This is a genomic window from Sphingomonas sp. AOB5, assembly GCF_029433115.1.
Lineage (GTDB): Bacteria > Pseudomonadota > Alphaproteobacteria > Sphingomonadales > Sphingomonadaceae > Sphingomonas.
The window spans coordinates 140,873-161,665 of sequence record NZ_JARNTV010000002.1 but is presented as its reverse complement, the minus strand read 5'-3'; the positions used below and the strand labels follow the sequence as shown (position 1 = coordinate 161,665).

Below are 20,793 nucleotides of genomic sequence, written 5' to 3'. Positions count from 1 at the left end.
ATGCCCCAGTACACCCCGCCCGTGCGCGACACGCGCTTCATCCTCGATCGCGTGATCGGGCTGGACCGCTATGCGAGCCTGCCGGGTTTCCAGAACGCCACGCCCGATGTGGTGAGCGCGGTTCTGGAAGAGGGCGGCAAGTTCGTTTCCGAAGTGCTGTTTCCGCTGAACCTGAGCGGCGACCAGGAAGGCTGCACCCGCCACGAGGATGGCAGCGTGACCACGCCCAAAGGCTTCAAGGAAGCGTACAAGGCGTTCACCGAAGCCGGCTGGACCACGCTGGCGATGCCGGAGGAATTTGGCGGACAGGGCCTGCCACATGTGATCGCGACTGCGTTCGAGGAATATCTGATCAGCTCGAACATGGCGTTCGCCATGTATCAGGGGCTGACGCTGGGGGCCGTGTCGTCGCTGCTGGTCAAGGGTTCGCCCGAGCAGCAGGCCAAATATCTGCCCAAGATGATATCGGGCGAGTGGGGCGGCACCATGAACCTGACCGAGCCGCAGTGCGGCACCGATCTGGGCCTGATCCGCACCCGCGCCGAGCCGCAGGCGGACGGCAGCTATGCGATCACCGGCACCAAGATCTTCATCTCGTCGGGCGAGCATGACCTGACCAGCAACATCATCCATCTGGTGCTGGCCAAGACCCCGGGTGCGCCGGAGAGCAGCAAGGGCATCAGTCTGTTCGTGGTGCCCAAGTTCATCGTGAATGAGGACGGTTCGCCGGGTGAGCGCAACGCGGTGACCTGCGGATCGATCGAGCACAAGATGGGCATCCACGCCAATTCGACCTGCGTCATGAACTATGACGGGGCGACCGGCTGGCTGGTCGGCGAGGAGATGAAGGGCCTGGCCGCGATGTTCATCATGATGAACGCGGCGCGGCTGGGCGTCGGCCTGCAGGGCGTCGCCGTGGGCGAGACCGCTTACCAGAACGCCGTGCAATATGCTGAGGACCGCCGTCAGGGCCGCGCGCTGACCGGTGCGGCCGAGCCGAACGAGAAGGCCGACACGCTGTTCGTCCATCCCGACGTGCGCCGCATGCTGATGGAGGCCAAGGCGCAGGTGGAAGGCATGCGCGCGCTGTGCCTGTGGAGCGCGCTGCAGGTCGATCTGGAACACGCCGCCGAGACCGAGGAAGAGCGCCAGCTGGCCGCCGATCTGGTCGGGCTGCTGACCCCGGTGATCAAGGGCGTGGGCACCGATATCGGCTACAAGGTCGCGACCGACGCGCAGCAGGTCTATGGCGGCCATGGCTACATCGCCGAATGGGGCATGGAGCAATATGTGCGCGATGCCCGCATCTCGATGATCTACGAAGGCACCAACGGCGTGCAGGCGATGGATCTGGTCGGCCGCAAGCTGGCGATGAACGGCGGCCGCGCGGTGCAGACCCTGTTCAAGGTGGTGACCGAGGAAGTGGCCGCGGCGAAGACCGACGCGAAGCTGAAGGATTTCGCCGAGGCGCTGGAAAAGGCGCTGGGCCAGATGCAGGCCGCGACGATGTGGATCGCCACCAACGGCTTCAAGAATCCCAACGACGCGGGTGCGGCAGCCTATCCGTACATGCAGCTGACCGGCATCGTTGCGCTGGGCCTGATGTGGCTGCGCATGGCGAAGGCCGCGGTGGATGCGCTGGCCGAGGGCGCCGAGGACGCGAAGTTCTACGAGGCCAAGCTGGTGACGGCACGCTTCTATGCCGAGCGGATCATGCCCGACGCGGGCGCGCTGCGCCGGAAGATCGAGGCTGGCTCGGACTCGCTGATGGCGCTGGACCCGGAGATGTTCCGGGCGGCGTAATATCGGGATCGACCGATGCCTTCCCGGTGCGAGCCGGGAAGGTTCAGCCCGTCAGCTTGTCGAGCCGATGGACTAATGCCTCCAGCCGCTTCATCACCTGAACGAGTTCGTCCGCGGACAGGCAGGTCGGGCGAGGATAAGGCGGATTGCGCACCGGTTTCCCGGCGACGCCAAGCGCGCTGTGGCAGAGCAAGGCGAAGGTGCCCCGTTCCTCCGCTCCCGCGAAAGTCACGCTGAAGTCGGTCTCGACAGATCCATGGCTCTGAACGATGACGTTCAGGCCCGTCTCTGGCGGCATCGAGGAGAGGCGAAAGACCGTTCCCGGGCCGCTCAGCTTTTCGAGAGGAAGCGATTCCGCCCCGGCGGCCTCGAGCACGGCCTTCTTGGCCAGCGAGGCTTTCGGGGTATCCAAACGCGACGGATAATCGTCGCAAAGGGCGTAATAGGTTTCGCAGATATCCGAAGCTGCGACAGCTGTGATAAATTCCCTGCTGAAGAACATCCGCGAGCAATCGCTCCGATCGAGCGCGAAATCAATATTGCGGGCTGCCCGGCTGCCATAACGAAAATGGCCTTCGGCGCGCATGGTGCCGAAGGCCATCTCCGGCCGCCCCCGTCTGGCGACCTTTAATCCGGTGATGAAGCTCCCCCGAGCGTCACCGGACTAGCGGCGTGTCTCTCTCGTTGTTCCCGACGGCCTGACCCAGACAGGGTTAACCGGACGCTAAGGCTGCATGGATTTGCAGCAATATTTCCCCAAAATGAGTAGCAAAGTCGCGTTTGGGCGGCGAAAAGGCCCTCTCCGGCAGCGGAGTTGACGGTTTGGGCGCCTTGCTATGTGCTGGTGGCGGGCTCGTGATGGAGGGGCGGATGCGGTGGTTGCGCGGATCGTGAGCGGGGCGATGTCCCTCTCGACCGTGCCGACGGCTGCCGATGCCGGATTGCCCGGCGATCTTGTCGAGACGGTGGGTATGGCGGTCCATGCCTCGGGCGACGGGACCGCATTTCTCAACGCCGCCGGGTTCGCGTCGGCGCTGTGCGATGCCGATGGCGTCATTCGCCTTGCCGACGAACGCTTCACGCAATGGGCGATGGCCGGGGAGGGCGCGCAACTCGACCGCCTGCCGCCGATGCGGGGCGGACGCGTGTCGCTGCTTTGCGCGCCGGATGGGCGGACCGTTGCCGCGGCGGTCGCTTCGCCGGCGAGCGCAGGGGCGTGGCCGCTGGCAGAAGCGCTGAAGCTGCGGACTGGCCCGGGACTGTATCCGGTGATCATCTGTACGCCGCTGGCCGCGATCGATCCGGCGCGTAGTGCGTTTGCGCAGGCGCTGGGGCTCACCGGGCTGGAGGCTCGGATCGTGGGCGGGCTGATGCGGTCCGGCGATTTGCGTGTTGCCGCGAAGCAGGGCGGCGTGACGTATGAAACAGCGCGGGCCGCGACCAAGGCGGCGATGCGCAAGGCCGGCGTGCATCGGCAGGGTGCACTGATCGGCCTGTGCGTGACCCTGCAATCGGGCGAACCGGCAGAGCGCGAGGCGCTGTTGCCGGTGCTGGGCGAATTGTTCGGGATCAGTGCGCGGCAGGCGGAAATTGCGCTGCTCGTCGCGCAGGGCAGCAGCCGGGACGAAGCGGCCGAAGCGATCGGAGCTTCCGAGCATGTGATCAAGGCCGAACTGAAATCGGTGTTCACTGCGATGCAGGTGGCGACGGTGGCCGCGCTGGCAATCCGGATCAGCGAGGTCAGCATCCTGAGCCGGATGGTGAGCGCGACCAGCATGGAGACCGTGCCCGCGGGGGCCGTGGAGCCGCTGCGGCTGATCCCGCGGATCGGCCGGGCGGGCCGGATCGCGGTGGTCGACCATGGCCCGCGCGATGCGATGCCGGTGCTGATCCTGCACACCGCGACGACCAGCCGGCACAATCCGGCTTCGTTCATTCGCACGCTGCAGGCGGGCGGACTGCGGCCGATTGCGTTGGACCGGCCGGGCTTTGGCCTGTCGGGGATGGTGAGCGGCGACTATCTGGCGGAATCGGCGCAGGATCTGGCGGATATCCTCGATACGCTGGGGCTGGAGCGGGCGTGTATCCTTGCCCGGGGCGGAACGATGGTGCTGGCGCGGTTCGCCGAGCGATGGAGCGAGCGGATCGAGCGTGCGGTGGTGGTCAATCCCGAGCCGCCGCCGGATGCGGACCGCAAGCGCGGTGGGCTGCTCGGTGCGATCAAGGGGCTGGTCTATGGCCAGCCCTGGCTGACCGGGCGGCTGGCGAGTTATCTGAGCCGCAATGCTTCGGCTGCGATCGTCGAGCGGCTGGTGACGCGATCGCTGGAAGCGAGTGAAGCCGATCTGGCGGTGCTGCGCGATCCCGAGATATGCGCGGCCTATGTCCGGGCGAGCCAGCATAGCGCGTTGCAGGGCGGTGCGGGGTTCCGGGCAGTGGCGACGACCGAGCCGTTCGCTTCGGTTCCGGCAATCGGCGATGGGCGGATGATCACCATCGTGTGCGGTGCGCAGGACCCGCTGTACAGCGCGGCGGATTCGCTGCCGCGGCTGCAGGCGGCGTGGCCGGGATGTTCGGTGGTGATCGTGCCGGACGGCGGGCGGCTGGTGCATTTCCAGAAGCCCGAGCTGATCGCGCGGCTGCTTGGCGACGGCGATGCGCAGTTTCGCTTGAGAAACGGTTGCGGCGCGGCATAGTCGGGCCATGCCGCTTCCCGTCATCCCCCTCGAACCGCTCGAACGCGGACAACTCCATGTGATGCGCCTGCGGGTGCTGATCTTCACCGCGATCCTGATGGTGCCTGCGGCGGTCGTGCCGTTCATCGCCTTTCCGCGCGAACTGGAGGCGCTTGGCGTGCCGCTGTGGGCGCCGGGGGCGGTGGTGGCCGCGATCGGGCTGTACCTGCTGCTGAGCGCCGGGCGGCGCTGGCGGCGCTGGGGCTATGCCTTTACCGGGCGCGAGCTGCACGTCTCGCATGGCTGGCTGGTGCATTATCATACCATCGTGCCGGTCGGGCGCGTGCAGCATATCGATGTGAGCCAGGGACTGTTCGAGCGGATGTTCGGCGTGGCGACGCTGGGACTTCACACGGCGGGGACGGAGAACAGCGTGGTCAGCCTGCCCGGCGTGACACGCGAGACCGCGGAGGAGATCCGCGACGCGATCCGCGGCCAGATCGGTGGCGTCGAGGCGTGAGCGACGGGCTCGACTATCTGGACGAACCGCGGCGCCTGCATCCCGCGTCGCTGTTCATCGGCTGGATCAAGGGGCTGCCGCAGTTCGCGGGCGGCATCGTCGCGATCGGCGTGGCACTGCGCGAGTCGCCGTGGCTGGTGGTTGCGGCCGGCGGCATATTGGCGATCTCGGGTCTGATCGCGCTGCTCAAGTGGCGCAACTTCACCTATCGGATCGACGGCGACGCGCTGGTGATCGAGCAGGGCCTGCTGAGCCGCAGCCGTCGCGCGATCCCGCTGGAGCGGATCCAGGACGTTTCGATCGAACAGGGATTGCTCGCCCGGCTGCTGGGACTGGTGATCGTCAAGATCGAGACCGGTGGCGGCGTGGCCGACGAAGGATCGCTGAACGGCGTCGGGCTGGCCGAAGCGAAGCGGCTGCGCGAGACGCTGCGTAGCGGGACGCGGATCGCGACGGGCAGCGTCGCCGAGGTTGCGGAAGCGACGCCCGAGACTGCGCTGTTCGCGATGTCGTTCGGGCGTATCCTGCTGTTCGGCGCGTTCAACTTCTCGCTGCTGTGGATGGCGGCACTGTTCGGCGCGTTCCAGTTCTTCGACGATTTCCTGCCGTTCGACCGCGACCAGCTGTTCGAATGGCTCGACGTTGCGGGGCATGAGGCGAGCGCGCGGTTCGGCATTGCGCTGGTGCTCGGTATCATCGGGCTGTTGCTGGTGCTGGGCTTTGTCAGCGGACTGTTGGGCACGGTGCTGCGCGAGTTCGGGTTCCGGCTGACGCAAGGCGAGGGGCGGTTCCGGCGGGTGCGCGGGTTGCTGACGCGCAGCGAGGTGGCGATTGCGATCCGGCGCATCCAGCTGGCGCTGATCGAGCGGCGGCCGATCACCAATGCACTGGGCTATGCCTCGCTGCAGTTCCAGTCGCTGGGCGGCAGCAACGATGCGGGCGGGCGGCAGGAAATGGCGCCGTTCGCCAGGGCGGAGGAGATCGAGGCGATCGTGGCGGCCGCGGGCATGCCGCGGTTCGAGCGGCCGGGCATGAAGCCGGTCGCAGCCGGCCATGTCGCCCGCTCGTTCGTCGAGAAGGCTTTGCCGTTCATCGTCGCGGTGATCGTGGCCGGGGCGTTCTTCACGCGATGGGCGTGGCTGGGGATGATCCTGGTGCCGTTCATCATCGGCGTGTCGCTGCTGCTGCGGCGCTTCCATCGCTATGCCCTGCGCGGCACGAGCCTGCAGGTGATGCGCGGCGTGCTGCGGCGGCGCGAATGGGTGGTGCCCTATGACAGCGTACAGGTGGTGACGATCCGGCAGGGGATCGTGCAGCGGATGCTGGGAATCGCTTCGGTGGAAGTCGATACGGCGGGCGCCAAGGGACGTGCGCGGCCGGATGTCGAGGATGTGCTGGCCGCGGATGCGATCGAGCTGGCGCGGGATCTGGGGACGCGGGCGGCGGGGTAACTCACCCGCACCGAGGGAAAAGAAAACGCCGCGGTGGCCTGTTGGGCTACCGCGGCGTCTTCGTTTCAGGATCGTCGGATCAAGATCAGGCCCACTTGGCCATTTCGGCTTCGAGGTTGACGCGGATCTGTTCGAAGAACTGCTCGGTGGTCATCCACGCCTGATCCGGGCCGATCAGCAGCGCCAGATCCTTGGTCATGTGGCCAGCCTCGACGGTCTCGATGCAGACGCGCTCGAGCGTTTCGGCGAACTTGGTGACGTCCGGCGTGTTGTCGAACTTGCCGCGGAACGACAGGCCCTGGGTCCAGGCGAAGATCGACGCAATCGGATTGGTCGAGGTCGACTTGCCCTGCTGGTGCTGGCGATAGTGGCGGGTGACGGTGCCGTGCGCCGCTTCCGCTTCGATCGTCTTGCCGTCCGGCGACATGAGGACCGAGGTCATCAGGCCGAGCGAGCCGAAGCCCTGTGCGACGGTGTCCGACTGGACGTCGCCGTCATAGTTCTTGCAGGCCCAGACGAACTTGCCGCTCCACTTGAGCGCCGATGCGACCATGTCGTCGATCAGGCGGTGTTCGTAGACGATGCCGGCTTCCTTGAACTTGACGGCGAACTCGGCGTCGAAAATCTCCTGGAACAGGTCCTTGAAGCGGCCGTCATAGGCCTTGAGGATGGTGTTCTTGGTCGAGAGATACAGCGGCCACTTGCGGTCGAGCGCATAGTTCATGCTGGCGCGGGCGAAATCGCGGATCGACTGATCCAGATTGTACATGCCCATGGCGACGCCGGCGGCCGGGAAGTCGAACACTTCCTTCTCGATCTTCTCGCCATTCTCGCCGTCCCACACCATGCGGAGCTTGCCGGGGCCGGGGACGAGGAAATCGGTGGCGCGATACTGGTCGCCGAAGGCGTGACGGCCGACGACGATCGGATCGGTCCAGCCCGGAACCAGGCGAGGCACGTTCTTGATCACGATCGGTTCGCGGAACACGACGCCGCCCAGGATGTTGCGGATCGTGCCGTTGGGCGACTTCCACATCTGCTTGAGGCTGAATTCCTCGACGCGCTGCTCGTCCGGGGTGATCGTGGCACACTTCACGCCGACGCCGTACTGCTGGATCGCCTTGGCCGAATCGATCGTGATCTGATCGTTGGTCTCGTCGCGCTTCTCGACCGAGAGATCGTAATATTTCAGGTCGATATCGAGATAGGGGAGGATCAGACGCTCACGGATCCACTGCCAGATGATCCGCGTCATTTCGTCGCCGTCGATCTCCACGACCGGCGTCACCACCTTGATCTTCGCCATATGCTCGCTTTCCTGATTGGGAGGTTTGGCGGTGTCCCTAGGAGCAAGGGGGAAGGGGATCAAGCGTCCGGTGCACGGGTTTTGCTCATGCGGGGGATTGGCGGGCCCCTGATCCTCCCCCGCTAGGGGGAGGTGTCAGGCTCAGCCTGACGGAGGGGGAGGATTCCAGAACGGCGGTTTGGGAGTCCTCCCCCTCCGTCGCCTTCGGCGCCACCTCCCCCTGGCGGGGGAGGATTGAGCGGCTATAGCACCCGCCTGAAGTAGATCACACGCTCGGTTTCCTCGAAGCCGATGGCGGTGTGGAAGACGTGGCTTTCGTGGTTGTCGGCGAGGATGTCCGACGCGAATTCGGTGCAGCCTTTTGCGCGGCCCCATTCGGCCGCGGCATTGGCCAGCGCCTGTGCCACGCCGGAGCGGCGATGTTCCGGTTCCACATAGATGCCCTCGAGGAACGCGACCGGCGAGGTGTCGCAGCCATTGACGTAGTCGCGGCGCAGCGCGGCTTCGGCGAAGGCAACGGGTTTGCCGTCCGCATGGACGATCAGCGCGAGCATGTCGGGATTGGCCAGCATTGCCTCGGCGCCCCCGCGCAAGCCATCCTCGTCGGGCCACAGGGCTTCGCGCATTGCGGTCCAGTGATCGAGGTCGGCAGGGGTCGCAGGAAGGATATCCATCGGCCAAGTCTAGGAAAGCGCGGGCGGGCGGGCTAGAGGGCTGGGGATGGCAGCATCGATCCCACCGAAACAGTCGCCCGAAACGCCCAGCGTCAAATGGCGTTTCCCCACAGTGCATCCCGAGGGGCGCAAGTTCGTCGCGATTGCGCTCGTCTTCGCTGCGAGCAGCCTGTGGTGGTTCGATTTCATCACATGGCCGCTGCTGGGTCTGGCGCTGTTCGTCGCCGCCTTCTTCCGTGATCCGGTGCGCGTCACGCCGCAGGGGGAGGGGTTGATCGTCTCGCCTGCCGACGGGCTGATCACGATGATCGAGCGGGTTAATCTGCCGCGCGAGCTGGCCGGGCCGAACGCGCTGGGCGACAAGCCGATGGTGCGCGTGTCGGTGTTCATGTCGGTGTTCGACGTGCACATCAACCGCACCCCGATCACCGGCACGGTGCGCCATGTCATCTATGTCTCCGGCAAGTTCCTCAACGCCGACCTCGACAAGGCGAGCGAAGAGAATGAGCGGCAATATTTCGTGGTGGAGGACAAGAACGGCGTGCGCGTCGGCTTCACCCAGATTGCGGGCCTGATCGCGCGGCGCATCATGGCCTTTACCAAGTCGGGCGACATGGTGGTGGCCGGGCAGCGGATCGGCCTGATCCGCTTCGGCAGCCGCGTCGATGTGTTCGTGCCCGAAGGCTATGCGGTGAACGTCGCGCTGGGCCAGCGCGCGGTGGCGGGCGAAACGGTGCTGGCTCGCAAGGGCGGGCAGGACGTCACCGGCGTCAGCCAGTAATGCGCCCGCCGCGCCTTCGCGTGCCGCGTGGCCCCCGGGTACAGCGGGGCATCCCGCTGCGTACCATCCTGCCCAACGCCGTCACCGCGCTTGCGCTCTGCTCGGGCCTGAGCGGCATCCGTTTCGCGATGGACGGGAAGTGGGAAATCGCGGTCCTGATGGTGTTGATCGCGGGCATACTCGACGGCATCGACGGGCGCATCGCGCGGCTGGTGCATGGCGAGAGCCGGTTCGGCGCCGAGTTGGACAGCCTGTCCGACGCGATCTCGTTCGGGGTGGCGCCGGCGCTGATCCTGTTCATGTGGTCGCTGCACGACGTCTCGCGCGTCGGCTGGCTGATCGCCCTGGTCTATGCGCTGTTTTGCGCGCTGCGGCTGGCGCGGTTCAATGCGCAGATCGACCAGACGGTGCAGCCGCATAAATCCGCGGGCTTTCTCACCGGCGTTCCGGCGCCGGCAGGCGCGGTGATCGCGATGGTGCCGCTCTATCTGTGGCTGTCGACCGGACTGGAGGAATTCCGCTCGCCCTGGCTGGTCGGGCCATGGACCGCATTTTCGGCGATCCTGATGATTTCCAGCGTCGCCACCTGGTCGGGCGCATCGCTCAAGCTGCGCCAGCGCATCCGGTTCGAAGCGATCGCGGTGCTGGTGGTGCTGGTCGCGGCGATCGTCTCCGCGCCCTGGCAGTCGCTGACCGGGATCGCCTTGCTCTATCTGGCGACGATCCCCTTCAGTATCCGGGCCTATCGCCGGGTCAGGCGGCTGCGCGAAGCCGGGCGGGGACCTGCATCCGCAGCGGAACGTTCCGCCCGCGAACCGTGACCCGCGGATTGACCGGCGGAAGCGGGGTGCCGATCACCGGGCCGTACTGAAGCAGGAAAACGATGCGCCCCATGCGCGGGCGGACGGTTTCGACGATCGACCAGATCGCGATGCCCAGCACCGCGGTGAAGAAGAGCGTTCCCAGAATTGCGACCATGTTCTCATCTCCGTCCCGGAGCCGAACGTTCCCGCGTCCGCCTCTTGAACTCTTTATGTTCCATTAATGTTCAACGCGTCAAGCGATTGATCGTGGTTTGTTCCACTTTTCCGCTAAGCCATTGAAGCAAGGCAGGAACGGATCGCGACTCATGGGGTTCCCTGCGCGGCCTTGAAGAAGCGCCGGACTCGTACCAACTGACTTGCATTCGGGAGCGCTTGCCTGTAACGGCGCGCCCTCAACCCCACATGGGAAGCATCATAACCCGGTGCCTGACACGTCAGGTGCACGCTTCCCAGAGGAACAACCGGAAGGAGTTATCCCTATGGCGGCACCTGTCGTCTCCATGCAGCAGCTGCTCGAGTCGGGCGCGCACTTCGGTCACCAGACCCACCGCTGGAACCCGAAGATGAAGCCGTATATTTTCGGCGACCGCAACGGCGTCCACATCATCGACCTGTCGCAGACCGTTCCGCTCTTCGCGCGCGCTCTGGAATTCGTGAACTCGACCGTCGCCGCCGGCGGCAAGGTCCTGTTCGTCGGCACCAAGCGCCAGGCGCAGGAGCCGATCGCCGAAGCAGCCCGCCGTTCGGGCCAGCACTTCGTCAACCATCGCTGGCTGGGCGGCATGCTCACCAACTGGAAGACCATCTCGGGTTCGATCAAGCGTCTCAAGACCCTTGAAGAGCAGCTTTCGGGCGACACGCATGGCCTGACCAAGAAGGAAGTGCTGAACCTGACCCGCGAGAAGGACAAGCTGGAGCTTTCGCTCGGCGGCATCCGCGACATGGGCGGCGTTCCCGACATCATGTTCGTGATCGACGCGAACAAGGAAGAGCTGGCGATCAAGGAAGCCAACACGCTGGGCATCCCCGTCGTCGCGATCCTCGATTCGAACGTCTCGCCGGACGGCATCGCGTTCCCGGTTCCGGCGAATGACGACGCATCGCGCGCCATCCGCCTGTACTGCGAAGCCATCGCGATCGCCGCGACCCGCGGCGGTCACGAGCAGCAGGCTCGCCGTGGCGCCGATATCGGTGCGATGGACGCCCCGCCGGTCGAGGAAGCACTGAGCGCCCCGGTCGATGCCGGTGCTGCCGAAGCCCCTGCGGCCGACGCTCCCGTCGTGACCGCCGAGGAATTCGAAGCGCCTGTGGTTGCCGAAGCGGTGGCCGAGGAAGTCCGCCAGGCCGACGCGTAAGCCTAGGCTTCGACAAGCCTTTTCACCGTTCGTGCTGAGCTTGTCGAAGCACCGTCTTTCTCTCGTAACAAAGAGAGAAGAACGGCCCTTCGACAGGCTCAGGGCGAACGGAATTCTTTTTGAGCGTCGCGACAGAGCCGCGACCCAACTGATGAGGAAATAAACATGGCTGAGATCACTGCATCCGCCGTCAAGGAACTGCGCGAGCGCTCGGGCGCCGGCATGATGGACTGCAAGAAGGCGCTGACCGAAACCAATGGCGACCTCGAAGCCGCCAGCGATTGGCTGCGTTCGAAGGGCCTTGCTGCCGCCGCCAAGAAGTCGAGCCGCACTGCGGCCGAAGGTCTGGTCGGCGTTGCCGTTGCCGGCACCAAGGGCGTGGCCATCGAAGTCAACTCGCAGACCGACTTCGTCGCGAAGAACGAGATCTTCCAGAACTTCGTCCGCGAAGTGACCGGTATCGCGCTCGAAAAGGGTGACGATATGGATGCGCTGAAGGCTTCGCCGATGGCGCAGGGCGGCACCGTCGAGGAAGTCCTGACCGCGAACATCGCCACCATCGGCGAGAACCAGGTGCTCCGCCGCGCCAAGGCCGTTTCGGTCGCGAACGGCGCGGTGATCCCGTACGTCCACAACGCCGCGGCCCCGGGCCTGGGCAAGATCGGCGTGCTGGTCGCGCTGGAATCGGACGCAGGCGTCGATGTGCTCGAGCCGCTGGGCAAGCAGATCGCGATGCACATCGCCGCTGCCTTCCCGCTGGCGCTGGACGAGAGCGGCCTGGATCAGGAAACGCTGGAGCGCGAGCGCGCCATCGCGACCGAAAAGGCTGCCGAGAGCGGCAAGCCGGCCGACATCATCGCCAAGATGGTGGAAGGCGCGGTGAAGAAGTTCGCCAAGGAGAACTCGCTGCTGAACCAGCTGTTCGTGATGGACGGCAAGACCCCGATCGCCGACGTGATCGCGAAGGCGGGCAAGGACGCCGGCGCGACCATCGTGCTGAAGGACTATGTCCGCTTCCAGCTCGGCGAAGGCATCGAGAAGGAAGAGAGCGACTTCGCTGCGGAAGTGGCGGCTACGGCCGGCCTGACCAAGTAAGCGAAACGCTTCGATCGACAAGCGGGCGCGGTCACGATGGTGACCGCGCCCGTTTTCGTTTCGGGTTGAGAGCGCGCTTATTTGATCGAGGTTGCCGCAAGCGATGCGGTGCACGGCGCCGGATTGTTCAGCCAGTCGTGATCGTCCGCGAAGGGCAGGTTGCTGGTCGTGACCGTGCGGCGCGAGGCCTGACTGCCGTCCTCTTCGTACACGCTGGACATGTTGTTGTTGAAACCGGGGATCTCGCGATTGAGCAGTTCGGCGTCGGCTGCGCTGATCTCGGGCAGATAAGTCCGGCGGCTCATCACCGTGCGCATGACATTCTGGCGCAGGCCGGATGCGCGCCAATATTCTATGCCGCCCAGCTGACGGTTCATCGGATCCGCATGATAGGTCCAGCGGCGGCGCACGCCGGCCGCGGGCAGGCGGATGGTGGTCGCCCAGCAGCGATAGCGCGGAAAGTCGGTCGCCCATGGCACCGTCTGCTCCTGATCCTCGGGGCGCTTCAGCTCGCTGGGCGGCACGAATCCGGCGCCGGGAATGGTCAGGCGGCGGCCTTCTTTCTCGTCGCCATCCCAGTCGGGCTTGCTGTCGCCGGTGGCGGTGAGGATCAACGCCGCGCGGGCCTCGTCATAGCGCCAGCTCACCTTGTCCAGCGTGACCCATTCCATCTGCTGCCGCCAATATGTCCTCACCGCGCGGTCCGCGTCGCTCGCGGGCATCGCCCCAAGCTGCGTGCGGATCTGATAGGCATCGTCGTCGCGAATGATGTGCTGGACGTTGTACTTCGCCGGTTTATCGAAGCCTGCAGTCGCATCGACATCCACTACCCCGATGAGCATCGGAACGTTCCACGGGCGCGCCGGAACCGATTCGAGCTCCGATCCCGATGCGTTGAGCGGCAGGACCCAGCGATAGAGCGGCGGCTGGAGTGCCGCCAGCGTCCGGTCGGCCGGGCGGGTGCCGTCGAGCCAATAGCTCCGCTCACCGATCCGGGCACGCACCAGCACATGATCGAAATAGCTTGGCTGGGGCAGGCGCTCGTTCAGCCCGTCGCTGCCGGTTGTGTTCACCAGCACCGGCTCGGCCGATATGCCCATCAGGCGGAGCAGCGCGAGCAGCACCACCGTCTTGCCCTTGCAGTCGCCAAAGCGGCGGCGCCACGTTTCCTCGGCCGAGGCCGGGATATAATTGCCGCCATCCAGCCCGATATAGACGTAGCGGATATTGTCCTGGACCAGCCTGAGCGCAGCCTGTGCGCGTTCGGCGGGATTTTCGGTGCTGGCCATGATCTTCGCGGCTTCGGCGCGGAGCGGCGAATTGGCAGGCAGCGTCGCCGCCTTGTCGAACAACGGCCATGCGCGCCGCGAGACATCGGCCCATGCCGCGAAATCGGAAAATTCGATGAGGCGGCGGACGTTGAACCGGGCCGGCGCTTCTTCGCTCAGCACGATGCTGGCGGGATCGCGCAGCTCATAGACGAGCTGTTTCTCGCCGCGGGCGATGCCGGGCGTGACCTTGGGCAGATCCGCGGTCGCGCGCCAGTGCATCGGTGAGTTTTCGGGCCAGAGCAGGCGGAAGCGATACGCGCCGGGGATGCCCTGCATCGGCAACTGCGCAGCGCCGAAGGCGGGAACGCCGAACGCGGTATCGCGCCGCTGGATCGTTGCGGCGAACTCGATCTCGTCGCCGACCTGAAGGCCCGGCGCCTGCAGCGTCGCGGTCAGCAGGCCGCTGAGCATCGACTGTTCGAGCGCCTCTTCACGCTGAAGAACGCGGAAGCGCGTCTGTTTCAGCACGTCGATGACGCGCCCGTCGCGGATGATTCGCAGATAATGGACCGTGGCGTCGCCGCCATCGGGATTCCACACCACCTTGATATTGCCCGCAGGCAACGCCTCGGGCCTGAGCAGCTTCAGCCGGTATCCGGTGAACCACTCCATGCCCGCACGCCCGGCCCGGACCTGGGTGTCGGTATAGATGACGCGGAGCGGCGCTTCATCCGCTGCCGGCCCGGTGGTCGGGGAGGGCGGCGGCAAGACCCATGCTGGCGCAGCGGCGTAACGGACATCGCGGCTGGCCGAATGCGCAGCCGGGGCCGCCATCAGCGCCACCGGCAGCGCCAGTGCTGGAATAAGTCTCAATTGCCCCTCGCTCGATTGCCCCCGCAAATCTGTCGCCGTGCGCCGAGTTAGGCAAGGGCGCTTGGCCTCGCGCCTGTCCGGCCCTAATCGTTGTGCATGGTTTTCGCGCTCCTCCTTGCGGCATTCGCCGCAGTTGCTTCGCCCAGCGATCCCGCGACCCACGCCGCGGATCGTGACCGGACCTGCACGGCTGATCTGTTCGATATCCTTCCGACGGCGGGCGGCGGGCGGAAGTATCGCGAGAAGCGCAGCGGCTTCACCGCGCCCTCATCGGTCGGCAAGGCGATGCTGGCCGGTTGTGCGGTCGCGCCCAACGGCGTGGAATTCTATTATGAGATGGATCCGGGCGGCCCGTTGCACGACCGTTGCCTGCAGGTGTTCCAGATTCGCTATTTTCCGGGCCTTGGCCCGCAGGCGAAGGAAGCTGTGGAGGCGCTGGCAGGGCAGTGGGGGCCGGAAGCCCGTCCGGCCTTCGGCACGCGGCGGATCGGTACGCCGGACCATCTGATCGAAGTCTATCACGCAGGCGGGTCGGTCAACGGCCCGCGCGGCCGCTATCGCCGGACCCAGTTCGGCTATGCCAAGGGCAATGATCTGGTGCTGGGCGGCGAGGATCTGATGGAGGACCCGTTCTGCACCCAGGCATCGCAGAACAGCCAGACCTTCCTGCGCGAATTTGCCTGGCCCTAAGGAGGGCGAGATGGCGACTTATGCAGAACTCGGCGCGAAGCTGCTGCGCGATGCGGCGACCTTCTTCCGCAATGTCGGCGGGCAGAACCCGGCGCTGGAGGAGCAGATGATGGAGAATGCCGCCGTCTATGAGCAGGTGGCGGACCTGCTGGCCGCCAATCCGTTGGGCACGCTCGACATTGGCGAGGGCGGGTCGGACGACTGAAATTCCACGTCATCTGCACGGCTTCTCCGCTTGGCTTCCGGTGCAGCCGCATCTAAGGTCCGCGCCGCCTCCCCACAGCAATATCGGAACCCATGACGCCTCCCCGCTTCAAACGCATCCTGCTCAAGCTCTCGGGAGAGGTCCTGATGGGGCAGGGGCAGTTCGGGATCGATCCCGCCACCTGCGAGCGCGTGGCGCTGGAAGTGAAGGCCGCGCGGGAAGCGGGACATGAACTGTGCCTGGTGGTCGGCGGCGGCAACATCTTCCGCGGCGTCGCAGGCGCGGCGCAGGGAATCGAGCGCACCACCGGCGATTATATGGGCATGCTCGCCACGGTGATGAACGCGCTGGCGATGCAGAGCACGCTGGAGAAGCTGGGTGTCCACACCCGCGTCCAGTCTGCCGTGCAGATGGACAAGATCTGCGAACCCTTCATCCAGCGCCGGGCCGAGCGCCACCTGGAAAAGGGCCGCGTAGTGATCTTCGCGGCCGGCGTCGGCAGCCCGTTCTTCACCACCGACAGCGGCGCCGCGCTGCGTGCCGCCGAAATGAAGTGCGACGCGCTGTTCAAGGGCACTTCGGTTGACGGGGTCTATGACGCCGATCCCAAGAAGGTGGCCGGCGCGACGCGTTACGAAACGCTGACTTACAACCGCGTCCTCGCAGATAATCTGAAGGTGATGGACGCTGCTGCCGTCGCGCTGTGCCGCGATTCCGATATCCCGATCGTGGTGTTCAACATCCGCGAGGAAGGCAATCTCGCCGCCGTGCTGAACGGCGAGGGGACCTCCACGATCGTCCGCAACGAACAAGAAGCATACGCATAAGGCGCGGTGCCTTTTATCACCCGCCTTTAATAAGGAGAGCCTGAAATGGCCGCTTACGATAAAGCCGATCTCGAACGCCGCATGCAGGGCGCCGTCGAAGCGCTGAAGCACGATCTGGTGGGTCTGCGCACCGGCCGCGCCTCGGTCACCCTGCTCGATCCGGTGAATGTTGAGGTGTACGGCGCGCATATGCCGATCAACCAGGTGGCGACGGTGTCGGCGCCCGAGCCGCGCATGCTGTCGGTTCAGGTGTGGGACAAGAGCAATGTCGGCCCGGTCGAGAAGGCGATCCGTTCGGCGGGTCTGGGCCTGAACCCGATCACCGACGGCCAGACGCTGCGCCTGCCGATCCCGGATCTGACCGAGGAGCGTCGCAAGGAGCTGGCCAAGCTGGCCGGCAAATATGCCGAGAATGCGCGCATCGCGGTGCGCAACGTCCGCCGCGACGGCAACGACAATCTGAAGACCGACGAGAAGAAGGGCGTGTTCAGCGAGGACGAGCGCAAGCGCCACGAGACCGAGGTCCAGAAGCTGACCGACGCGACGATCGCCGACATCGATGCCGCGACCGCCGCGAAGGAAAAGGAAATCCTGGGCAAGTGACGGGCAGCGTCCGCCCTTTCCCTTCCTCCGTCATTCCCGGTTATGGCCGCTAAACCCGCACCATCTCCCGAAACGCCCCCGCGCCATGTCGCCATTATCATGGACGGCAACGGGCGCTGGGCGAAGAAGCGGCTGTTGCCGCGGATCGCCGGGCACAAGCAGGGCGTGGAGGCGGTGCGCCGCGTCAGCCGGGCTGCGCGTCAGCTCGGGATCGAGGTGCTGACGCTCTACGCCTTTTCGTCCGAGAATTGGCGACGGCCGGAGGAGGAAGTGCGCGACCTGATGGGGTTGCTGCGTCATTTCCTCGCCAGCGAGCTCGAGGAGCTGATCTCCGAGGGCGTGAAGCTGAAGGTGATCGGCGATTACAAGCGGCTCGCGCCCGATCTGGTGACGATGATCGATCAGGCGATGGCGCGCACCGTGGACAATCCGGGTGCGACGTTGGTGATCGCGCTCAATTACGGCGCGCAGGCCGAGATCGCCGCCGCGGCGCGCAAGCTGGCGGGGGAGGTTGCTGCGGGTCGCATGTCCGCAGACGCAATCAACGAAGCTGCGCTCGAGAATGCGCTGGAAACACACGATCTGCCGCCGCTCGACCTGCTGATCCGCACTTCCGGCGAGCAGCGTCTGTCGAACTTCCTGCTGTGGCAGGCGGCCTATGCCGAATTGCTGTTCGTCGACACGCTATGGCCCGATTTCGATGCCGATACGCTGGCCGAGGCGATCGGCCAGTTCGGGCGCCGCCAGCGACGCTTCGGGGGCCTGTGAGCAAGAACGCCGACCTTCCCAAGCGGCTCGCGGTCGCATTTCTGCTGATCGGCGTCGCCTTTGCCGCGCTGTATGCGGGCGGCTTCGTCTTCTGGTTGCTGGTGGCGGTGGGATCGCTGCTGATGCTGGCCGAATGGGCCAATCTGGTCGGCGCGACGCAGCGGCAGCGGCTGATTTCCCAATATGCGCTGACGGTCCCGTTGGCGATCCTGTCGCCGCTGGCGGCGGGGCCGGGGTTTCTGGCGCTGGGGCTGATCGGCGGGGCGATCTTCTTCACCGGCGCAACCAGTTTCAAGCCGCGGCTGGCCTGGGGCGTGGCCTATGTCGGGCTGCCCGCGCTGGCGCTGATCGTGCTGCGTGCGGAGCCGAATGGCTTCCTGCTGACCTTCTGGGCGATGGCTTTGGTCTGGGCATGCGACAGCGGCGCCTATTTCGCGGGCCGCGCTATTGGCGGGCCGAAGCTGGCGCCCGGCATCAGCCCGAACAAGACCTGGGCCGGCTTTATCGGCGGCGTGGCGGCGGCCGGTGTCTTCGCCATCGTGCTGGTGCTGCTGTTCGACCTGCCGGTTGCGCTGGCGATCGCGACGCCGTTGCTGGCGATGCTGGCGCAGGTTGGCGATCTGTATGAGAGCCACCTGAAGCGCGTCGCCGGGGTGAAGGATTCGGGTAATCTGCTGCCCGGCCATGGTGGGCTGCTCGACCGGCTGGACGGGCTGGTTGCGGTCGCGCCTGTCGCGGCTTTGCTGGTACTGCTCGTCCAGTGAAGCGCATCACGATTCTTGGCGCCACCGGATCGGTGGGCAGTTCGACGCTCGACCTGATCGAGCGCGAGCCCGAGCGGTTCGAAGTCGTTGCGCTGACTGCCAATGGCGATGCCGCCAAGCTCGCAGCAGCAGCGATCCGCACCAATGCGAAGCGCGCGGTGGTTGCCGACGCGGCGCGGCTGCCCGAATTGCAGGAGCGGCTGGCCGGAACGGGCATCGAGGCGAGAGGCGGGGCCGACGCGGTGTGCGACGCGGTCCGCATGGGCGCCGACTGGACCATGGCCGCGATCGTCGGCACCGCGGGCCTCAAGCCGGTGATGGCCGCGCTCGAAGCAGGCGGCACAGTGGCGCTGGCCAACAAGGAATCGCTGGTTTCGGCGGGCGACGTCATGACGGCGGCGGCGCGCGCGCATGGCACCACGCTGTTGCCGGTCGATTCCGAGCATAATGCGGTGTTCCAGTGCCTCGACCGCACTGCGCCCGAGCGCGTGCGCCGGATCATCCTGACCGCCAGCGGCGGGCCGTTCCGCACCCGCAGCCTCGACGAGATGCGCGCGATCACGCCCGCACAGGCGGTGGCGCATCCCAACTGGTCGATGGGCGCCAAGATTTCGGTCGATTCGGCGACGCTGATGAACAAGGGGCTGGAACTGATCGAGGCGTTCCACCTGTTCCCGGTGGCCGCCGATCAGCTCGACGTGATCGTCCATGCCCAGTCGGTGATCCACTCGATGGTGGAATATGTCGACGGTTCGGTGCTGGCCCAATTGGGCTCGCCCGACATGCGAATCCCCATCGCCTATGCGCTTGCCTGGCCCGACCGGATGGAAACTCCGTGCGAGCGCCTCGATTTGGCCCGGATTGCCCGGCTCGATTTCGAGGAACCGGACTATCAGCGCTTCCCCTGCCTGGCGCTTGCCCAAGAGGCGTTGAAGGCCGGTGGCGCGCGTCCGGCGATCCTCAACGCCGCCAACGAGGTGGCTGTCGCAAGCTTCCTTTCCGGCGCCGTCAACTTTCTTGAAATTGCCGCAATCGTTGCCGATACGCTGAGCCGCTATGACCCGCCTGCTCCGGACACGCTCGACGCCGTACTGGCCATCGATGCAGAGGCCCGGCGCCACGCGGTCGAGCGTGTGAAGGACTGCGTCGTTTGATCGAAAATCCCGGCATCTTGCTGACGGTCCTGGCGTTCGTGCTGGTGCTTGGTCCGCTCGTGTTCCTGCATGAGCTTGGCCATTATCTCGCTGGCCGCTGGTTCGGCGTGAAGGCGGATGAGTTCTCGATCGGTTTCGGCCGCGAAGTCGCCGGTTTCACCGACAAGCGCGGGACCCGCTGGAAGTTCGGATGGCTGCCGCTGGGCGGCTATGTCCGCTTCGCGGGCGACATGAACCCGGCGAGTCAGCCCGATCCGGCCTGGCTCGAACTGCCGGCCGCCGAACGGGCGAAGACCTTCCAGTCCAAGAAATTGTGGCAGCGCGCGATCATCGTCGCAGCCGGGCCGATCATGAATTTCCTGATCGCCATCGTCATTCTCGGCACTTTTGCAGGTCTTTACGGCAGTGCGGTCGTCCCGACCGTGGTCGGCACCGTGACGCCGCAGAGCGCGGCCGAGGCGGCCGGCCTGAAGCCGGGTGACCGGATCACTTCGATCGGCGGGCGTTCGGTCGAGGATTTCAGCGATCTCGCCTCATTCACCGCGCTTCGTGCAGGCATGCCGGTCCGGATCGAATATGTGCGCGACGGCGCTCCGGCCAGCGGCGATGCCGTTATCGGCACCCGCGTCGACAGGGACCGCTTCGGCAACGAGACCCGCCGTGGCATCCTGGGCGTCGGTCCGGCCGAGGCGGTGTATCATCCGGTGCCGTTCTGGCAGGCGCCGATCGTCGGCGTGCAGCGCACCTACGACATGGTCGGCATGATGGTGGATGGCCTCGGCCAACTGATCGCCGGACGCGTGCCGGTGAGCGAGCTGGGCGGGCCGCTGCGCATCGCAAAGATCTCGGGCGAGCGTCTCTGGATGGGACCGAGCGAGTTCGTGTTCCTGATCGCGCTCATTTCGATTAATCTGGGATTCATTAACCTCTTGCCAGTCCCGGTTCTGGATGGCGGCCACTTGCTGCTGTACGGAATCGAGGCAATCAGGCGGCGGCCGGTCGAGCCGCAGGTAGTGGAATGGGCGTTTCGGGGTGGAATGGTCGCAATTCTTGCGCTCATGCTGCTGGTTACGTTCAACGATCTGGGCGCGTTCGGCGTGTGGAAAAACTTGGCCGGGTTGATCGGCTGACGCGCTTGGGGCAGGGCAGGTAGC

General features: G+C 65.8%; 21 protein-coding genes. 16 read left to right on the top strand and 5 right to left on the bottom strand.

What is annotated here, in order from left to right; translation table 11 throughout:
• On the top strand, window positions 1-1,803 hold the full coding sequence (locus P1X14_RS01880; protein ID WP_277313603.1) for an acyl-CoA dehydrogenase C-terminal domain-containing protein: 1,803 nt from the start codon (window positions 1-3) through the stop codon (window positions 1,801-1,803).
• Window positions 1,804-1,846: 43 nt separating this feature from the next.
• On the opposite strand, the gene P1X14_RS01875 is transcribed toward P1X14_RS01880, so the two are convergent.
• The gene (locus P1X14_RS01875; RefSeq protein ID WP_277313602.1) at window positions 1,847-2,404 is read right to left on the bottom strand and encodes a hypothetical protein; all 558 of its coding nucleotides are present in this window, start codon (window positions 2,402-2,404) and stop codon (window positions 1,847-1,849) included.
• A gap of 289 nt (window positions 2,405-2,693) precedes the next feature.
• On the opposite strand from P1X14_RS01875, the gene P1X14_RS01870 reads away from it, so the two are divergent.
• The 3 genes from P1X14_RS01870 to P1X14_RS01860 are packed head-to-tail and all read left to right on the top strand — an operon-like array spanning window position 2,694 to window position 6,449.
• On the top strand, window positions 2,694-4,499 hold the full coding sequence (locus P1X14_RS01870; RefSeq protein ID WP_277313601.1) for an alpha/beta hydrolase: 1,806 nt from the start codon (window positions 2,694-2,696) through the stop codon (window positions 4,497-4,499).
• A gap of 7 nt (window positions 4,500-4,506) precedes the next feature.
• A complete protein-coding gene (locus tag P1X14_RS01865; RefSeq protein WP_277313600.1) occupies window positions 4,507-4,998 on the top strand; it encodes a PH domain-containing protein in 492 nt (163 codons plus the stop codon).
• Complete coding sequence (locus P1X14_RS01860) at window positions 4,995-6,449, top strand: PH domain-containing protein (RefSeq protein ID WP_277313599.1); 1,455 nt, start codon at window positions 4,995-4,997, stop codon at window positions 6,447-6,449. Before P1X14_RS01865 ends, P1X14_RS01860 begins: the two co-directional genes overlap by 4 nt.
• A gap of 85 nt (window positions 6,450-6,534) precedes the next feature.
• On the opposite strand, the gene P1X14_RS01855 is transcribed toward P1X14_RS01860, so the two are convergent.
• Entirely contained in the window at window positions 6,535-7,755 is a 1,221-nt protein-coding gene (locus tag P1X14_RS01855) for an NADP-dependent isocitrate dehydrogenase (RefSeq protein ID WP_277313598.1), read from the bottom strand.
• 242 nt (window positions 7,756-7,997) lie between these two features.
• A complete protein-coding gene (aac(6'), locus tag P1X14_RS01850) occupies window positions 7,998-8,429 on the bottom strand; it encodes an aminoglycoside 6'-N-acetyltransferase (protein ID WP_277313597.1) in 432 nt (143 codons plus the stop codon).
• A 46-nt stretch (window positions 8,430-8,475) separates the two neighbouring features.
• Here aac(6') and P1X14_RS01845 point away from each other — a divergent pair, with 46 nt between their 5' ends.
• Window positions 8,476-9,210, top strand: a complete 735-nt coding sequence (locus tag P1X14_RS01845; protein WP_277313596.1) for a phosphatidylserine decarboxylase — start codon at window positions 8,476-8,478, stop codon at window positions 9,208-9,210.
• Window positions 9,210-10,031 carry a phosphatidylcholine/phosphatidylserine synthase gene (locus P1X14_RS01840; RefSeq protein ID WP_277313595.1) on the top strand — a complete coding sequence of 274 codons (822 nt, stop codon included), beginning with the start codon at window positions 9,210-9,212 and terminating at the stop codon, window positions 10,029-10,031. Before P1X14_RS01845 ends, P1X14_RS01840 begins: the two co-directional genes overlap by 1 nt.
• On the opposite strand, the gene P1X14_RS01835 is transcribed toward P1X14_RS01840, so the two are convergent.
• Window positions 9,964-10,188, bottom strand: a complete 225-nt coding sequence (locus tag P1X14_RS01835; RefSeq protein ID WP_277313594.1) for a hypothetical protein — start codon at window positions 10,186-10,188, stop codon at window positions 9,964-9,966. The genes P1X14_RS01840 and P1X14_RS01835 overlap by 68 nt on opposite strands.
• 325 nt (window positions 10,189-10,513) lie before the next feature.
• Between P1X14_RS01835 and rpsB the strand changes: the two genes are divergently transcribed.
• Both rpsB and tsf read left to right on the top strand, forming a co-directional pair.
• A complete protein-coding gene (gene rpsB / locus P1X14_RS01830; RefSeq protein ID WP_277313593.1) occupies window positions 10,514-11,389 on the top strand; it encodes a 30S ribosomal protein S2 in 876 nt (291 codons plus the stop codon).
• A 165-nt stretch (window positions 11,390-11,554) separates the two neighbouring features.
• The gene (gene tsf / locus P1X14_RS01825; RefSeq protein ID WP_277313592.1) at window positions 11,555-12,484 is read left to right on the top strand and encodes a translation elongation factor Ts; all 930 of its coding nucleotides are present in this window, start codon (window positions 11,555-11,557) and stop codon (window positions 12,482-12,484) included.
• A 77-nt stretch (window positions 12,485-12,561) separates the two neighbouring features.
• Here tsf and P1X14_RS01820 read toward each other — a convergent pair whose 3' ends face one another.
• A complete protein-coding gene (locus P1X14_RS01820) occupies window positions 12,562-14,628 on the bottom strand; it encodes a DUF3857 domain-containing transglutaminase family protein (RefSeq protein WP_277313591.1) in 2,067 nt (688 codons plus the stop codon).
• A gap of 96 nt (window positions 14,629-14,724) precedes the next feature.
• Between P1X14_RS01820 and P1X14_RS01815 the strand changes: the two genes are divergently transcribed.
• The 8 genes from P1X14_RS01815 to P1X14_RS01780 all read left to right on the top strand — a co-directional run bounded on the left by P1X14_RS01815 (window position 14,725) and on the right by P1X14_RS01780 (window position 20,769).
• Window positions 14,725-15,318 (top strand): hypothetical protein, encoded by a 594-nt coding sequence (locus P1X14_RS01815; RefSeq protein WP_277313590.1) that lies wholly within the window; start codon window positions 14,725-14,727, stop codon window positions 15,316-15,318.
• A 10-nt stretch (window positions 15,319-15,328) separates the two neighbouring features.
• Window positions 15,329-15,523: a hypothetical protein gene (locus P1X14_RS01810; protein WP_277313589.1), complete on the top strand. Its 195-nt coding sequence runs from the start codon at window positions 15,329-15,331 to the stop codon at window positions 15,521-15,523.
• A gap of 92 nt (window positions 15,524-15,615) precedes the next feature.
• Window positions 15,616-16,350, top strand: a complete 735-nt coding sequence (pyrH, locus tag P1X14_RS01805) for a UMP kinase (protein WP_277313588.1) — start codon at window positions 15,616-15,618, stop codon at window positions 16,348-16,350.
• Between the two features lie 45 nt (window positions 16,351-16,395).
• Window positions 16,396-16,953 (top strand): ribosome recycling factor, encoded by a 558-nt coding sequence (gene frr / locus P1X14_RS01800; RefSeq protein ID WP_277313587.1) that lies wholly within the window; start codon window positions 16,396-16,398, stop codon window positions 16,951-16,953.
• Window positions 16,954-16,995: 42 nt separating this feature from the next.
• On the top strand, window positions 16,996-17,721 hold the full coding sequence (locus tag P1X14_RS01795) for an isoprenyl transferase (RefSeq protein WP_277313586.1): 726 nt from the start codon (window positions 16,996-16,998) through the stop codon (window positions 17,719-17,721).
• Entirely contained in the window at window positions 17,718-18,485 is a 768-nt protein-coding gene (locus tag P1X14_RS01790; RefSeq protein WP_277313585.1) for a phosphatidate cytidylyltransferase, read from the top strand. Before P1X14_RS01795 ends, P1X14_RS01790 begins: the two co-directional genes overlap by 4 nt.
• Window positions 18,482-19,639, top strand: coding sequence for a 1-deoxy-D-xylulose-5-phosphate reductoisomerase (locus P1X14_RS01785; RefSeq protein ID WP_277313584.1), 1,158 nt, complete (start codon window positions 18,482-18,484; stop codon window positions 19,637-19,639). Before P1X14_RS01790 ends, P1X14_RS01785 begins: the two co-directional genes overlap by 4 nt.
• Window positions 19,636-20,769: a M50 family metallopeptidase gene (locus P1X14_RS01780; protein WP_277313583.1), complete on the top strand. Its 1,134-nt coding sequence runs from the start codon at window positions 19,636-19,638 to the stop codon at window positions 20,767-20,769. Before P1X14_RS01785 ends, P1X14_RS01780 begins: the two co-directional genes overlap by 4 nt.
• Window positions 20,770-20,793: the final 24 nt, after the last annotated feature.

Coding starts and splice junctions, on each gene's coding strand:
- P1X14_RS01880 (WP_277313603.1), top strand. CDS start 1: ATGCCCCAGTACACCCCGCCCGTGCGCGACACGCGCTTCATCCTCGAT.
- rpsB (WP_277313593.1), top strand. CDS start 10,514: ATGGCGGCACCTGTCGTCTCCATGCAGCAGCTGCTCGAGTCGGGCGCG.
- tsf (WP_277313592.1), top strand. CDS start 11,555: ATGGCTGAGATCACTGCATCCGCCGTCAAGGAACTGCGCGAGCGCTCG.
- P1X14_RS01810 (WP_277313589.1), top strand. CDS start 15,329: ATGGCGACTTATGCAGAACTCGGCGCGAAGCTGCTGCGCGATGCGGCG.
- P1X14_RS01855 (WP_277313598.1), bottom strand. CDS start 7,755: ATGGCGAAGATCAAGGTGGTGACGCCGGTCGTGGAGATCGACGGCGAC.
- pyrH (WP_277313588.1), top strand. CDS start 15,616: ATGACGCCTCCCCGCTTCAAACGCATCCTGCTCAAGCTCTCGGGAGAG.
- P1X14_RS01845 (WP_277313596.1), top strand. CDS start 8,476: ATGGCAGCATCGATCCCACCGAAACAGTCGCCCGAAACGCCCAGCGTC.
- P1X14_RS01875 (WP_277313602.1), bottom strand. CDS start 2,404: ATGGCCTTCGGCACCATGCGCGCCGAAGGCCATTTTCGTTATGGCAGC.
- P1X14_RS01840 (WP_277313595.1), top strand. CDS start 9,210: ATGCGCCCGCCGCGCCTTCGCGTGCCGCGTGGCCCCCGGGTACAGCGG.
- P1X14_RS01815 (WP_277313590.1), top strand. CDS start 14,725: ATGGTTTTCGCGCTCCTCCTTGCGGCATTCGCCGCAGTTGCTTCGCCC.
- P1X14_RS01865 (WP_277313600.1), top strand. CDS start 4,507: ATGCCGCTTCCCGTCATCCCCCTCGAACCGCTCGAACGCGGACAACTC.
- P1X14_RS01795 (WP_277313586.1), top strand. CDS start 16,996: ATGGCCGCTAAACCCGCACCATCTCCCGAAACGCCCCCGCGCCATGTC.
- P1X14_RS01835 (WP_277313594.1), bottom strand. CDS start 10,188: ATGGTCGCAATTCTGGGAACGCTCTTCTTCACCGCGGTGCTGGGCATC.
- frr (WP_277313587.1), top strand. CDS start 16,396: ATGGCCGCTTACGATAAAGCCGATCTCGAACGCCGCATGCAGGGCGCC.